The sequence below is a fragment of the Oleidesulfovibrio sp. genome, assembly GCF_047973035.1.
Lineage (GTDB): Bacteria > Desulfobacterota > Desulfovibrionia > Desulfovibrionales > Desulfovibrionaceae > Oleidesulfovibrio.
On the sequence record NZ_JBKEBF010000032.1, the window covers coordinates 148354 to 164457 of the forward strand.

11 protein-coding genes are annotated in these 16104 nt (G+C 53.0%); 5 read left to right on the plus strand and 6 right to left on the minus strand.

What is annotated here, in order from left to right; genetic code table 11:
• Positions 1–10: 10 nt before the first annotated feature.
• On the minus strand, positions 11–727 hold the full coding sequence (locus ACK5LI_RS10290) for a DVU0298 family protein (RefSeq protein ID WP_416948924.1): 717 nt from the start codon (positions 725–727) through the stop codon (positions 11–13).
• Positions 728–854: 127 nt separating this feature from the next.
• Here ACK5LI_RS10290 and ACK5LI_RS10295 point away from each other — a divergent pair, with 127 nt between their 5' ends.
• Positions 855–2471 (plus strand): ABC transporter substrate-binding protein, encoded by a 1617-nt coding sequence (locus ACK5LI_RS10295; RefSeq protein ID WP_416948926.1) that lies wholly within the window; start codon positions 855–857, stop codon positions 2469–2471.
• Between the two features lie 14 nt (positions 2472–2485).
• The gene (locus ACK5LI_RS10300) at positions 2486–5728 is read left to right on the plus strand and encodes an ATP-binding protein (RefSeq protein ID WP_416948928.1); all 3243 of its coding nucleotides are present in this window, start codon (positions 2486–2488) and stop codon (positions 5726–5728) included.
• 173 nt (positions 5729–5901) lie between these two features.
• On the opposite strand, the gene ACK5LI_RS10305 is transcribed toward ACK5LI_RS10300, so the two are convergent.
• The 4 genes from ACK5LI_RS10305 to ACK5LI_RS10320 all read right to left on the minus strand — a co-directional run bounded on the left by ACK5LI_RS10305 (position 5902) and on the right by ACK5LI_RS10320 (position 10790).
• A complete protein-coding gene (locus ACK5LI_RS10305; protein WP_416948931.1) occupies positions 5902–7665 on the minus strand; it encodes a methyl-accepting chemotaxis protein in 1764 nt (587 codons plus the stop codon).
• Between the two features lie 323 nt (positions 7666–7988).
• Complete coding sequence (locus ACK5LI_RS10310; protein WP_416948933.1) at positions 7989–9266, minus strand: 3-deoxy-D-manno-octulosonic acid transferase; 1278 nt, start codon at positions 9264–9266, stop codon at positions 7989–7991.
• Positions 9267–9274: 8 nt separating this feature from the next.
• Positions 9275–10186, minus strand: a complete 912-nt coding sequence (locus ACK5LI_RS10315; protein WP_416948935.1) for a D-alanine--D-alanine ligase family protein — start codon at positions 10184–10186, stop codon at positions 9275–9277.
• Positions 10152–10790: an HD domain-containing protein gene (locus ACK5LI_RS10320; protein WP_416948937.1), complete on the minus strand. Its 639-nt coding sequence runs from the start codon at positions 10788–10790 to the stop codon at positions 10152–10154. Before ACK5LI_RS10320 ends, ACK5LI_RS10315 begins: the two co-directional genes overlap by 35 nt.
• A gap of 385 nt (positions 10791–11175) precedes the next feature.
• On the opposite strand from ACK5LI_RS10320, the gene hypD reads away from it, so the two are divergent.
• From hypD to ACK5LI_RS10335, 3 genes are all read left to right on the plus strand, one after another.
• Positions 11176–12267 carry a hydrogenase formation protein HypD gene (gene hypD, locus ACK5LI_RS10325; protein ID WP_416948939.1) on the plus strand — a complete coding sequence of 364 codons (1092 nt, stop codon included), beginning with the start codon at positions 11176–11178 and terminating at the stop codon, positions 12265–12267.
• 6 nt (positions 12268–12273) lie between these two features.
• A complete protein-coding gene (gene hypE, locus ACK5LI_RS10330; RefSeq protein ID WP_416948941.1) occupies positions 12274–13296 on the plus strand; it encodes a hydrogenase expression/formation protein HypE in 1023 nt (340 codons plus the stop codon).
• A 146-nt stretch (positions 13297–13442) separates the two neighbouring features.
• Complete coding sequence (locus ACK5LI_RS10335) at positions 13443–15194, plus strand: sugar transferase (protein ID WP_416948943.1); 1752 nt, start codon at positions 13443–13445, stop codon at positions 15192–15194.
• A gap of 90 nt (positions 15195–15284) precedes the next feature.
• Here the strand turns inward: ACK5LI_RS10335 and ACK5LI_RS10340 are convergent, their stop codons facing one another.
• Positions 15285–15830, minus strand: a complete 546-nt coding sequence (locus tag ACK5LI_RS10340) for a cysteine hydrolase family protein (protein ID WP_416948945.1) — start codon at positions 15828–15830, stop codon at positions 15285–15287.
• Positions 15831–16104: the final 274 nt, after the last annotated feature.

Consider the following 16104-nt stretch of genomic DNA (forward strand, 5'->3'; position numbering starts at 1 on the left):
TTCATGAACTTCAGCTGGCCAAACCTGCACATCCGGCCAGAGCCTCACGAGCCAGCTGTCCGGTAGTAACGCAAAGCAGCTGCCGCCCTGCGAACAGTTCCACTTCAGCCGGATCATCAGTCAGAGCGGTCAGACGTGTACGAAGTTCATCAACAGCATCGGCCGGAATATGACCGCCAAGCTGCGTAAGCGCCCATGCGGCAAGCCCCCGTCCCTGTGCATCTTCATCTTCTAACGCCAGCGTCAGCGAACGTACGGCAAGCCGCATCTTATCCGGCTCAACCTGCGCAAGTCTGCCGATTCCCCAATATACGCCCCTGCGAAGCGGCGGGTGGTCAAGGTAGTTATCATCATCGCCTGTTTCTCTGATGTATGAAATCAGCATGCGGTCATACTCGCCGGCCAGTCCGGAGTGATTAGCCATTATCTCAGCCATTGCCTCTGCAATACCCCAGCCGATATTCCCCGACTCTTCATTCATATGCCACAGCAGACGACGCATAACGACCCGGGCATCTTCCATACGTGTATCCGCCATGCTGGCAACAACCAACCCGAGAGCCGTAACTGCACGCCACTTCATTTCTCCGCCAAACAACAGAAACGAAAACAACGGCCCTACAGCTTCCTTGGAAGGCAGCGCAAGAATATGATCAAGCTGCTGCTCCCAGTCATCGGCAAGCAGCAGGCAGCGTATGCGGGTTTTGAGCGATCTGAATTTTGCCATGCTTCGTTCCTCCTGCTGCTAACCGTAATCATTTCTGAAACTTTGACAACAACCGCGCGCGATTCCTTGCAAAAAAATCACCACTTCTTTATAGTTTCGCTATGTAAAAATAGCGTAAGGAGTCACTTTGTCCACGATTGAATACATTTCTCCCGGGGTGCTATCCCGCATCGTTCGTGCATTCGTGGTCGCATGCTCCATAGTTTTGCTCTGCGGTACTGTATCCCCCCTGCATGCAGGCCCTCCGACAGGCACCCTGACAGGCGTCTCACAGCTGCCAGTTATCCGCGTTGCTCTTTTTGAACGCATCAGCAGTCCTGACCCTGCACAAAGTGGCATGTACGAGCCGCATAACATTGCGTCCAACGTATTTGAAACTCTCGTTACTTCTGACAGCAGCGGCAGCATCATGCCGGGAATCGCCACATCATGGTCTGCCAGCCCTGATGGCATCAGGTGGACATTTTTCATACCGGAAGGGCGCAGCTTTCATGATGCCTCGCCGCTGGATGCTTACGCTGTGGAATTCTGTTTTCAGCGACTCATAAACCCTGCGCATCAATTATTTCGCCCATACCCCGACTGGAAGACTCAGCTTTTCTCTCATGTCAATTCCATACGAGCGCTGGACGCACAGACGTTACAGATTGATCTGGACAAACCTTACGCACCGCTGCTTCACAACCTTTCCACCGCAGCAGCCAGCATAATCTCGCCCCTTTCATTACAAAAATACTATGACGGAGAATCCCGTATTCTTGCAGGCTCAGGGTCCTTCAAGTTTGCGGAATTCAAGACCGAATCAGTCCTGCTGCAACCTTCTGAATACTTACCAGCTGCTCCACAGGTGCAGGTTCGCTTTGACTATTACCGCTCTGAAGCAGTGTTGAGCGCATATCAGCAGAATAAGGTTGATATTATAACGGGCCTCGATCAAAGTGATGAAACCCACCTGCTTAGCGAAAACACTGCAACACTTTTGCGTCATCCGCAGCTTTCCGTACTATTTTTGTACTGTAACGGCGCACGGCAAAACATACGTAACATCGCGGTACGTCGTGCCATATCTCTCAGCATTAACCGTAGCCAGATTTCAGGAAAAGCCATTGGTAAAAATTCAGTTCCGGCAAAAGGTTTTCTGCCTCCAGGACTCTGGGCTACCGAACCGTCACTGCCCCCCTTTGAATACAACCCCAAGTTAGCAAAAGACATTTTAGCTAAAGCCGGTCTGAAGGACGGAATCGACCTGACCGTCATTCAACTTGCTGCCCCGCGTCCGTTTCTGCCAGCCCCCAAGCGACTTGCATCCGCACTTAAAAACTCATTGCTACAGGCCGGAATCCGGCTAGAATTTGAATTTCTGGATGGTGAACAATTTCTGACAAGAATGCAGAATCAGGATTTTGATATTGCTGTTTATGGATGGGTTTCAGATACCAACGACCCTGACAATCTTCTGAGTACGCATCTTTACGCAGGCAAAGAAAACCCCCATCAGCGCATCGCCATAGATAAACTCGACCAGTTGATTCTGTATGGACAGTCAGAGCAGTCTTTAAAAAAACGCATGCAGTATTACAGCACAGCGCAATACATCATTCATAAGGAATTGCCCTGTATTCCCATGCTGCACAGCAAGTTACCTGTGATTATCCGTAACACAATCAAGGGCGTGCGCATTTCTCCCGTATCGTTTTTAGTATTCCGCAATGCAACGGTACAGCCCCCGCCCCTGCAACAATGACAAGCTGATTCGCTATGATTTTTACGGGCAAAAATACGACTATCCGCAGCAGAGTCATCTACGTAACGCTGTTTGTCGCCCTGCTGCCCATCTGCACCATGACTCTGGCCGGTCTGGTTGTAAGCCTGCGCCAGACAAACAACGCCCTTTTTGCCCAAAGCAGAACAGCTCTCGAAAAAGTGCATACCGCCATAACCAGAACAGCCTTACAGGCTGAAAGCATCTCGCATCTGGTTGCGGACTTTGAGCTGTTACAGAATTCGCCTTCGGCGGATGACGTACGTGATATGCTTTATTCCCGACAGCACTTCTGGCGGCGGGGTATTGTTGAACTTTTTGACAACACAGGCCAGCTTATCACGCGCAGTGTCCCCCTGAATTCAACCAACAGCCAGTGGGTGGCAGCGCGGGATGACCCTTTCATTACAAAAGGGTTGTCGCTTGGACCTCACTCAGACATTATCCTCACCCCTGCGGGACTTGCAGCGCGGGCTGTGGCACCTGTGTTTATGAATTCCTCGTTACAGCCACTAGGTGCCGTAGTCACAACCATTCCTTTCAACCGCCCGCTGCTGCTGCAACTCAAAGAATCCACACGCACAGACATTACGCTTCACTATCCCGGCAAAGTGATTGCCACCACTCTTAACGATAAAAACAAACTCCCCGTTGCCGTTGATTGGGACACCTCCTTTGAATCGCTGTATTCTGCAACGGCGCCTGTACAGAAAAACATAACCATAAACGGCGAAGACTATGCGCAGACGGCACTTCCTCTGCGCGACAGCCATGGCGACACACAGGCAGTATTATCAGTTCAAATCAGTCAGAGCACATTGGAACAAAGTACTCACGGCGCCTTCCAGACCCTTATCCTTACATTGGCAGTAGCTCTTATCATGGCTGCGGTGCTTGGCTTATGGACAGCCGACAAGCTCACCCGTCCCATTCAGGAAATGATGCAGGCCATCCGCCGCATGGCTGGCGGAAACTTAAGCGTGCGTGTGGCTGAAAACAGCCCTGACGAACTGGGCGAACTGGCATTGGCATTCAACAACATGGCTAAAAGGCTGGAAGAGCAGCGTACACGCCTGCTTGACGCGCTTCGTGAACACGAAGAGACTTCCAGCAGGCTGGAATACGCAAATAAAGGGCTGGAATACGCAAACAGCGAGCTGGTTTCCGCGCGTGAGGAGTACCGAAAAATTTTTGAAGGTTCCGTTCAGGGGATCTACCAGACAACAATGGACGGCCGCTTCATCAAAACAAACAGAGCACTGGCCAGAATGCTGGGGTACAGCTCGCCAGAAGAGCTTATAACCACCGTTACAGATATCGGAAAGCAGCTCTATGTAGACCCTGCCGATCGCAGCAGGCTGAAAAACCTGCTTGCCCGCCGCAACAGCCTGAGCGACTTTGAAACCCGCTTTTACACCCGATCCGGAAAGCAGGTACCCGTGTCTCTTTCTGTCCGGCTTGTGTACGACGAAAATGACATGCCTCAGTATCTGGAAGGGGCGCTGACAGACACATCCGACCGCGAACGACGCCGCATGGCGGAACAGCAGAAAGAATCCGCAGAAGCTGCCAACAAGGCCAAAAGTGAATTTCTAGCCCGCATGAGCCATGAGGTGCGTACACCTCTGAATGCCGTTGTGGGCATGGCGGATATGCTGTGGGACTCTGACTTGTCTCAGGAACAGCGGGCTTACGTGGATATTTTCCGCAAGTCCGGTCAGACCTTGCTGGCACTGCTCAACGACATTTTAGACTATTCGAGGCTGGAAGCGGGAAAATTGAGCCTGGAAGAACTGCCCTTTAATCTACACGAACTGCTGCATATGATTGTAGATATGCACATGCCGCAGGCTGAAAGCAAAGGGCTTGCACTGAAGCTGAACATCGCGCCGGACATACCCGGGGGGTACACAGGGGATGCTTTACGGTTACGACAGATTTTTTCCAATCTGGTAAGCAATGCCATCAAGTTTACCAATGAGGGCAGTGTCACCATCAGCGTTACACCGCAGCAGCCTTATGGCAAAGATGCCATACAGCCCGAAAGCGACACCCTGCCTGTTTCAGCGGGACAGATTCCGGCAGATTCACCAGTCAGCATGCGCATTACCGTAACAGATACCGGCATCGGCATCCCTGGCGATTCGCAACAAAAAATCTTCGAAAGCTTCACACAGGCGGATTCATCCATCACACGGCAATTCGGCGGAACCGGTCTGGGGCTTGCCATCTGCAAAATGCTTACGTCCATGATGGGCGGTTCATTGTCGATTGAAAGCGAACAAGGCCGCGGCACATCAGCCCATATAGACATTTCGCTTAAAACACATTCGCTAGGCAAGGAAGAGCCACAGGAAGAAGTAACACGGCCTGCCCCGTCCTGTAACAACCTGCGAATCCTGTTAGTTGACGACAGCCCTAACAACAGATTGCTTTTCAAACTGTATCTCAAAGAGACACAGCACACTGTGGACGAAGCAGAAAATGGTGAAGTCGGGGCAGAAAAATATCAGGCAGGGCAATATGACATCGTCTTCATGGACCTTGAAATGCCGGTTATGGACGGCTACATGGCAACAACAGCCATCAGGCAGTACGAGAGCCGGCACAACCTGCCTCCTGTGCCGATTGTCGCACTGACAGCCCATGCGCTGGAAGACTTTAAACAGCGTTGTTTTGCCATCGGTTTTACCGACTACCTGACAAAGCCTTTCCGCAAGCCGCAATTGTTTGCCATGTTTGATCGCGCGACAGCCTCTAAAGCCGCTGCGGACTCCATTACATCCCCGCCATTGGCTACGTCATCAGTCACTCCTTCAACATCAACTCGGGAAAAGGATTCTTCTGAGCCAGAACCTTTCGCGCATTCTGCCTATCACCAGTTTACAAGTCCTGCACCTCATCATTCGACGGAATCCTTTGCCAACGTGCAGGCTCAGAGCATTTCCAACGAAAAAGATAATCAGACAAATGCTGATCTGCAAGAGACACCACGCCATTACCGCAAGCCGGAGACCCGCCAGACTGAAAGCAAAAATACTATTCTTAATGCGCTGGGCACGCATGACAACACTATTTTGTCATTAGAAACGGTTGAATCTATAACAAACCAGCAACATACTGTTTATTCAGCACCTGTATACGAGAACCGCTCCGGTGTTTCTGCACTGAAAAGTGCGGAAAAAAAACAGTCTGATACCGCCTCGGCTGACACAACAGATTCATCTGACAACAGGTAGTGCCTGCAACTTTTCTGACGTAAGCAGCCACTACACTTTTCCAGCCGCCCTTTACGAATACACAGCGCAGCAACTTTTTTACGTCCATCTGCAGGCTACGTACAGCCATGTGGCAAAAAAAAGCCTCCGGCAATACACCGGAGGCTTGTCTGTTTCAGGCTATTGAAAACAGTCTATACTGCACTATTTTCATTAATTTTTTCTGTCAAAGCATGTAATTCTGCAACCAATGCCGCAATGTTGCGGATGCGGGTTGCAGAGCGCGAAATGCCTTCTGCTGTTTCTTCGGAAGTACGGCTCACGGCTGCAGTCGCCTGATTGACCTCTTCGCATGCGGCGGACTGTTGTTCTGCCGCTGTGGCTATGGAAGTAACCTGCACGGCGGATTCGCTGACAAGTCTGGTAATGGCTTCCAGTGCGTCACCAGCTTCGTTGGTCAACGCGTTATTTCGCGAGACAGCTTCCGAAACCTTATTCATGCTGTCTACGTTGGCACCGGCACCGGCCTGAATGCCCTTGATAGCTTCGCCCACTTCCCGTGTGGCCTGCATGGTTTTTTCTGCCAGTTTACGGACTTCGTCGGCAACAACGGCAAATCCTCTGCCGGCATCGCCTGCCCGTGCGGCTTCAATGGCGGCGTTAAGTGCCAGCAGGTTCGTCTGGTCTGCAATGTCGCTGATCACGCTCATAATGTCGCCGATGCTTTCTGCGCGCTGGCTCAGTTCGCCAAGCGTTGACTGCAGGTTGGTAGTCTGAACGTGCACCTCATCGGTTGCAGTGATAACCTGCCGTACCAGCCCGAGGCCATTTTCCGCGTCAGCCTTGCTTTGGGTAGAGTTGCTGGCAGCTAGAGACGCGTTGCGGGCAACCTCGGAAATGGTCAGCGTCATTTCTTCCATAGCGGCCGCGGTTTCCTGCGAACGGGTGTGCTGCATGGCGGCACCTGCTGCAATTTTTTCTGAATCCTGCTCCAGACCGGCGGCTTCCGCGTTCAGCTCTTCCACAATGGCAGCCACCTGCGTGGTAAGGTCGTGCATCATATCAAGAAGTGCTGCGATGCGGGCTTTTTCAGCCTCTGCCTGCTGTGTTGCAGCCTCTGCCTGACGGGCTTTCTCATCTGCATCGCGGCTATGTTCTTCCGCCGCAGCCATACTGGAGCGCAGACTGTCCACCATGGTGGAAACAGACTGAGCAGTCTGCCCAAGTTCGCCGGAAAAGCTCGCTGCATCAATATGATGACTGTAGTCACCCTTTGCCACGGCCTTGGTATACTCTGTTAAAGTGCACAACGGCCGCAAAATCGAACGTTGCAGCAAAATGCACATGGTGGCGATAGTCACGATGATTCCCGCGGAAGCTCCGATAATACACCATTTAAGGAAGTTGATCGTATCCTTAAACGCCTGTACTTCAAGCTCATAGGCCTGCTCTTTAATTTTTGTCAGTTCACCGAAATATTTACGTGAGGCCTGTGCCAGAGGCGTGGCAGACTGCCCGTATGCACCATACTGTGTATGACGCTCACCCTTGGGAATAGACCGCATATTGTTGGCAAACCGTAATCCATCCTGAACAAACGCAAGCGCTGCAGATTTTGCTTTTGCTACAAGATTCTTTTCTTCCGATGTATGAGCGCCGCTTTCAAGAATAGTAAAATTCTTTTTTATTGCAACAATGCGTTTTCCAAGCTTTGCGATATCTTTTTCAGCATCACTGCCAAGCATAATATTGCGAGTAAGCCTGCTGACGTAGTTTATATCTCTGTTAATTGCTGTAGTTGCAATATTTCCATCGAGTGTGTTTTCTTTCATTGATACAAAGCCTGAATGCAGCTTTGTCATTGTACCTACGGAAATTGCAAGCACGCACAAGAGTGAAACTATACAGATTAATATAATTCCTGAAATTTTACCTTTGATAGTTTTAAAGCACTGCATTCTGCATCCCCCTTTGCAAACCAAATAATACTCTTTACTCTTTAAAAGGACCTTAGCACTTCAAAAATACAGCAAATTCAGTGCCATAATATTTAAAAAACTCATCTCTCCGGTTTAATAGTCCTTTCAAAGTTATCAGGAACAATTGCTACACAAGAACTGCAATCTGAAGTTTGCAGTATGTAAACTTCAGATTGCAGTTCATGAAAAAACTGGAAATCATACAAAACAATTTAAGAAAACAACAAAAAACGGTCTGCCAACCGGAAATAGCACCGGCTGACAAACCGCAAGTAAAACAACAGTAAAATGTAAAGTTACAATTAACGCTGCAGCAGAGCTACAATAGCGTCTGCAGCGGCCTGAGCCCCGCCGCGACGGGCAGCCACATAGTCCGCAAAGCGGGAAGCAACGCGTGCTTTGGGTGCAGGGCGCTTCATCAGACGCAGCAAGTGTCCGACGGCGTCTTCCGCATCGCCTGCCTGCTGTACAAGGCCTTCCTGCATAATTTCTTCACCAATCCATGCAAAATTACTCCAGTACGGCCCGATAACAGGCACAACACCATGCGCCAGCGGCTCAAGAAAATTCTGGCCGCCCAAAGGCTGCAAACTGCCGCCGACAAACACACCGCGTGAAAGGGCATACACATGGTCAAGTTCGCCAAAGGCATTCCACAGCACTATAGTACCGGGCTGAACAGGTTCCGTAATTTCAGAGCGTAAAGCCCAGCTCACGCCAATCTCATCCAGCTTCTGCCGCCAGAAAGGCACACGCTCCATATGGCGCGGGACCAGTGCAATGCACGTCCGCGGACGTTCCGCAACAAGCCTTTTGACCATATGGACGATCTCCGGCTCTTCTTCTTCACGCACAGAGCCAAGCACCGCCAATGAAGTTCCGGCCTTGAAAACACTGCCCAGCAACGGATTAGGCCCATCCACGGCCCCCTGAGGCACGCGGTCGAACTTGATATTGGGCATGGTGCGCACCCTCTCACGCCCGAATACTGCACCATAACGCTGTGCGTCATGGTCTGACATAGCAAGTACCACAGCAGGAGGCATAACCCGCAGCATTCCGCCTATGGTCAAGTATCCGGCAAAGCTACGCGGTGTCATTCTTCCGTTGATAACACCATAAGGCACACCGGCTTCGGCACAGGCGTTCATCAACGAAGGCCAAAGTTCTGTTTCCAGCAGCACCACAGCACGCGGCGAAACCAGCCTGAGAGCACGGCGCATGACATCCGGCTCATCCACAGGAAAGTAGCGAACATCCACACGGATCTCCGGCGCATGTTCACGGCACCATTCTGCCGCAGAATCCAGAATGTCGCGCCCCTGAATGGTGCACGAAGTCAGCAGAACCGATCGCACAGCCCCCTGCGGCAGATGCCGCAAAAGCTGCCACGCAAGATATGCCTCACCGCCGGAAGCAGCCTGAATCCACAAATCTGCTTTCTGCGTCCAGCCTTCGGGAACCAGTCGTTCTGCAAAACCATGTGAAAGTCTGCGATGTCGCGCCAAAACGGGGCGGGCCAGCCGCCACACGGTTCCATAGGCGGACAGCAACAGGCGCTGTCCTGCGGATAGCGTCATGCCTTCTCCTAAGAGCTGTGCGCAGCCATTCCCAGCTCAATAAGCCGCGCGATGAGTTGGTCGAATGAAAGGCCTACCGCCGCAGCTTCCTGCGGAAGCAGGCTGGTAGCTGTCATGCCGGGCAGGGTATTCACTTCCAGCAAAGAAAGCTCACCCGCAGGCGTAAGAATGAAATCCGCGCGGCTGTAACCGCGCAGTCCCAGCGCATGATGCGCACGCAGAGCATACTCGCGCACCCGCTCCGTCATCTCATCCGGCAGCGGAGCCGGACAGACTTCTTCAGCCTGGCCGGGGGTATATTTGCTTTCGTAATCAAAAAAACCAGCCCCGAGAGGACGTATCAGTATAGGGGGAAGCGCTTCTTCGCCCAGCACGCCGCAGGTCACTTCCACACCGTCCACAGCGGGTTCAATGATGGCCTCGCCACCCTTTGCAAAAAGTTCATCCAGCGCAGCCGCAAGTTCTTCCTGCGTTGTCACTCTGTGAAGCGCAAGGCTGGAACCGCCGTTGTTGGACTTGATGAACGCAGGAAAGGTGAAAGGCGGCACCCATTCCTTGCCGGGGTGCGCGGGCAGAAATACCCACTCGGGCGTGGGCAGACCACGATCGACAAAAATCTGTTTGGCTGCCGCTTTATTCAACGCCAGAAAGGAACCGGCAGGACCGGCACCCTGATACGGTACACCCGCAGTTTCAAGCAGAGCCTGAACAAGCCCGTCTTCTCCGGGCTGACCATGCAGGTTGATAAACGCAAAATCATGCTTTCTGGCGACCTCGAACAATCCTGTAAGAGAATGTTCAGGGTCGTACAACGTCACGTCGTGTCCGAGACGTTCAAGTGCGGCGTGAATGCCCTTGGCGCCGGAAAGCGAAACAGCACGTTCGCTAGACCAGCCGCCCGCTACCAAAAGAATACGCATTAAAATCTATCTCCAGTCGCGCGGTAAATACGCGTTCAATATCCGCAGCCTGCTCCAGCGATAGTGTGATGTACTGCCTGCTTCGTTCTGTCTTCCCGTAGCGGTCCATAAGGTCGGAATACCGCTCGGCAAGAGAGACAATGTTCTCATGGCGTACCCGCTTGTCGGCATAAATTATGGCCATCGGCAAAAAGTGGTTATCCAGCGAAATTTCCCACGGCCACCATACATGGTGCATCACTCCCTGAGCGATATGCGGATTTCCGGTTTCCCGTACAGTCCATGCGGCACCCAGCTGGGCGTGGTCTCCGCCGTGCAATATAGTATATGTCTTTGCAATATCATGCAGCAGTGCGCTTGCGAGCACTGCATCGGGGTTTACGTTCAGGCCGCATTCCGCCCCGCGCAGGGCAATGGTGTAGGCCACCGCTGCCACCGCCTCGGAATGTTCGCGGATGTGGTCAAACATGTCGTAGGCATCCCACAAGGCGCGGCACTCTTCAGGCGCTGGTATCTTCCAGCGTACATCAGGTGCAAACATACGCGGGGGTGTCTGCTCCGAGCGCAAAAGCGGTCCTTGAGCGGCAGATTGGCTTGTTGTCATGATGTAAACCTCGTCAGGCTGCAGCACGTGGCTGCTGCTTTGCTCTCGTGTACCAACACACGGGTAAAAAAGCAAAGCCGCCTGCCTGCAGCACACTGTTTAGTCACGCAAATCACCGTTCATCCCGCAGAGTTGACAGTTAAAGGCACTAGGGCGTAGCTACATAGACTCACACGGATACGTTACCGACCGGTTTAGTTTTGTTCAGCCTGCAGCTGCCCGTCAGGTATACTGCCCTCCGGCTCATACCGGCTGGGACACTGCCCTCCGGTACACAGATCTCCGGCGCATACAGCGACAGACTCCGTGCAACGCCAGCACAGGCACCGGCCGCCGCTCATCCGGCAGCCCCGTCCGCACCTGCAAGAGGAAGGAAGGATACAGCGTGAATTTTTCCAACGCGTTTAAAGACCCGGCCTTGTGTCGGGGACTGCTCGACCGGCTGCACGCCGAGATTGACGGTCCCCTCCGCTTCATGGAGGTGTGCGGCACGCACACCGTAGCAATTTTTCAAAGCGGACTACGTCCGCTGCTGCCCGAACAGGTCGTTCATGTATCCGGCCCGGGCTGCCCCGTCTGCGTAACCCACGAAAGCGAAATAGCCGCCTATCTGGAACTGGCGGAACGCGACAAGGTCATCATTGCCACCTTCGGCGACCTGATGCGCGTACCCGGCCCCAAGGGGCATAACCTCAAAAGTGCTCAGGCCGCGGGCGCCCGCATCGAAATTGTCTATTCGCCCTTCGACGCACTGGCCCTTGCCGGTTCAAACCCAGATTCCACGGTTGTCTTTCTGGGCATAGGATTTGAAACCACAACCCCCACTGTTGCCGCCACCATTAAAATGGCAAAGCAGCAGGAACTGAAAAATTTTCAGGTTCTTTCTTTCCACAAGCTTGTTCCGCCGGCATTAGGTGCGCTGCTGACAGACCCCGACTGCGCGGTAGATGCTTTTCTGCTGCCGGGGCACGTCTCCACCATCCTCGGCACTGCGCCATATAACTTTGTAGCGGAAGAATTCCGGACTCCCGGTGTGGTGGCAGGTTTTGACCCTGCAGACATTCTGCAGGCGCTGCTGCTTATGGTTGAAATGCGCAAACGCGGCGAATATGCCATCACCAATCAATACAGCCGTGCTGTCAGCGACAACGGCAACCCCAAAGCGCGAGAAATCATGTACGAAGTATTCAAACCTGCCGACGCGCTCTGGCGCGGCATCGGCACCATCCCTGACAGCGGGCTGGTATTTACCGACGAATACAAGCAGTTCGACGCAATGGAACAACAGAGCATAACGCTTAAAGAAATGCCCAACACCCCCGGCTGTAAATGCGGCGAGGTGCTGAAAGGCAAAATGCAGCCCGACCAGTGTCCGCTGTTTGCAAAAGGCTGTACCCCCGCCCGTCCGGTGGGCCCCTGCATGGTTTCTACAGAAGGCAGCTGCGCCGCCTACTTCAAATACAATATCGGGAGCTAACCCCACATGACCGCTGAAACTCTGCTGCTCGACTACGGCAGTGGCGGGCGCGCTTCGCAACGCCTTATTGCCGACCTTTTTTTCAAGCACTTTGACAACCCTCTGCTGTCTGCCATGAACGATGCCGCCATTCTGGATCTTCAAGGACCGGTAGCCATGTCCACCGACAGCTATACCGTTGACCCGCTGTTTTTTCCCGGTGGAGATATAGGTTCACTGGCAGTGCACGGCACTGTGAATGACGTGGCCATGATGGGTGCAAAACCCAAATATTTAAGCTGCGGTTTCATTCTGGAAGAAGGGCTCAGCATGGAGTTGCTTGAGCGTATCGTCACGTCCATGGGGCTTGCCGCGCGCGAAGCAGGCGTACTCATTGTTACGGGCGACACAAAAGTTGTTCCCCGCGGATGTGTGGATAAAGTTTTCATCAACACCACCGGCGTAGGCGAAATCATTGCCAACCCTGCCCCCGCAGGAAACCGTGCAAACCCCGGTGATGTGATTCTTGTTTCCGGCACCATGGGCGACCACGGCCTGACCATCCTTTCGCACCGCGAAGGTCTGTCGTTTGCCACAGACATTGCCAGCGACTCTGCCCCGCTGGCGCATATGGTGGAAAAACTGGTTTACGAAGTGGGTGATATCAGCGTCCTACGCGACCCGACCCGTGGCGGACTTGCCACCACGCTGAACGAAATCGCAGGCCAGTCCGGCACGGTCTTCAAAGTGCGCGAAGCAGACATCCCCGTGCGCGAATCCGTAAAGAACGGTTGTTCCTTCCTCGGCCTTGATCCGCTGTACCTTGCCAATGAAGGTAAACTCATATGCATTGTGCCGCAGGAAAAAGCTGAAAAGGCTCTGGAAGTTATCAGAAGCCTTCAGTACGGCGGCGATGCGGCCATCATAGGGGAAGTGCTTTCCGCAGAAGGCGGCCCTGCCAAGGCAGGACAGGTAGTTATGGAAACGCCGCTAGGCGGTCATCGCCTGCTGAACATGCTGGAGGGCGAACAGCTGCCTCGCATCTGCTAACTAAAATACCCGTGCGCCACTTTGCGTTATTGACGGAATATGCCGCTTTCAGTGTACAAGGGGGCAGCCGTCACGCAAAAGCAAACACAAATGCACTTAACACGCCGGACGGCTCTGCTGTCCGGCGTCATTATTTATGGAACATTATGCGCACTAAAGTTCTTCTGGCCGGCAACTATGCTCCGGCGCTACTGCTCTTCAGGGGCGAATTCATACGCGGCCTTGTCGCTGCCGGACACGATGTTGTCTGCACCGCACCGGAAAATGACGCCGAGACACGCGCTGCTCTGGCAGAGCTGGGCGTACGGTACCGGATTGTCCCCCTGCGCCGCACAGGCATGAACCCCGTGTACGATCTAATCACGTTCTTCAGTTATCTGTGGACATTTCTGGAAGAGCGTCCGGATGTGGTGCTGACAAGCTCCATCAAGCCTGTCATCTACGGAGGTTTTGCCGCATGGCTGGCCCGCGTGCCGCGCAAGTTCGGCATGATTACCGGACTAGGCTATGCTTTCACACATACAGAAGGCATAAAAGGCGTATTGAACAAGCTGGTCAAAGGGCTCTGCAGAGCCGCCATGCCCCGCTATGAAGCAATCTTCTTTTTAAATCCTGACGACAAGAACCTGTTTGCGTCCGAAAACCTGATTTCCCGCACAAAACACGTTGTCCTGAATGGTGAGGGGGTTAACCTGGACCATTACGCGTACTGCCAGCCGCAGACAGAACCTCCCGAATTTCTGCTCATCGCAAGGCTGCTTAAAGCCAAGGGAGTGCCGGAATTCTGCGAAGCAGCCATCCGCCTGAAAAAGCGCTACCCGCATGCCGTCTTCCGCCTTGTGGGCTGGCACGACAAAGGGCCGGACTCCATAGAAGACGCCGACCTTGCCCGCTGGACAGCAGGCGGGGTGCAGTACGACGGCTCCATGGCTGACGTGCGCCCCGCGTTATGCGCGTCATCTGTTTACGTGCTGCCCTCGCACCGTGAAGGCACGCCCCGCTCCACCATGGAAGCCATGAGTACAGGCAGAGCCATTGTGACAACCGATGCCCCTGGATGCCGTGAAACAGTAAAAGACGGTGTTAACGGCTATATGGTTCCCGTGCACGACATTGATGCTCTGGAAAAGGCTATGGAACGTTTCATCACCACGCCAGAGCTGATTACAGAAATGGGACGCCAGAGTCGTACGATGGCTGAAGAACGTTACAATGTGCGCGAGGTTAACCGCACGATCTTTAAAACCATGCGCCTGCCGGAACATGCTTCCGCCCCGCGCCTGAAAAGATCGACCTCCCCCGTCATCAAACGGGCTTTTGACCTTGCCCTTGCCATACCGGCATTTGTGGTGTTTCTGCCCGTCATGGCGGTTGTCGCTCTGACCGTACGGGTTAAGCTGTCACGCGACATCTTTTTCCGGCAGGTGCGCCCCGGCACGGATGGCAAGCCTTTTACCATCATCAAATTCCGCACTATGACCGACGAATGCGGACCGGACGGAAAGCTGCTGCCTGACGAGCAGCGGCTTACGCGGTTTGGCAAGTTCCTAAGGGCAAGCTCGCTGGATGAACTGCCGGAACTCTGGAACGTCATCAAAGGTGAAATGAGCCTTGTGGGACCACGCCCGTTGCTGATGCAGTACCTGCCGCTGTACACTCCCCGTCAGGCTACGCGCATGGACGTGCGCCCCGGCATTACAGGCTGGGCGCAGGTGAACGGGCGCAATGCCGTAGACTGGGATGCCAAGCTGGAAATGGACGCGTGGTATGTGGAAAACCACACGATCTGGCTTGATTTGCGTATCCTTTTCCTTACTGTCTGGAAGGTATTCCGCAGTGAAGGCGTATCAAAACAGGGACACGCGACTACCGATGTATTTACGGGTAGTAAAAAGTAGCCAAAAAGAACAATCCGCTAACAATGGCGTATAGCCGGAATGAACCGGCTATACGCCATTGTATTGTTTCGCGTAAAAAACTTTTTGCTTTCATTCTAAGCGGGAAAATACCACATCTGCCGCCGAAACCACATCAAGCGGTGCAGGAAAGCTGGAAACGGCATGCCATGTGGCATTATGGTGGGCGCGAATCTGTGCACCGCTCAGGTGCGCTTTATCGTCAGTGGTATGGGCATCCGCCGCAACCTGCACGGCATATCCCAATGTTGCAGCTCTGCGCACGGTGGTATCTACACAATATTCCGTTGCGTACCCGCATATAACCAGTCTGGAAATATCCAGCCGGTCCAGCAATTCACCCAGCTCTGTGCCATAAAACGAGTCAGGTGTTTTTTTATAAATACGATTATCTTCAGCTCTTGCGTCCAGCAGGGTGGATACCTGCCAGCCTTCGCTGCCGTGCTCAACCTCACTGCGGGCCTTTTCATGCTGAACAAAAATTACCGGCACATCGGCAGCACGCGCACCCTTGATCAACACATTCATCTGAGCAGCTACTTCCGCCCCGTCTGCGGGGGGTGTTTTTCCATCAAAAAAAGCCCGCTGCACATCCACTACAAGTAAAGCTGTTTTCACAACCGCTCCTATATCAGTATGTATTATGTGCACAATCCTGCGCGGTGTCTTTCTGCCGAAAAGACACCGCAGCATGGCACTTGTTTGCCTGTAACAACCGCTGAAACTCAGCATTTCACCAGGTGCACACTGTAATTAGACAATTACATACATGCAGCGCCTTCATGTGCGCTACACTTTTCGCGTGTGCAGCATGCATTTTTACATTTTTTTGCACAAGTTACGGACATATTAAAAAGTCGAACTTAAAAATCATAATATGCCAATACATTCA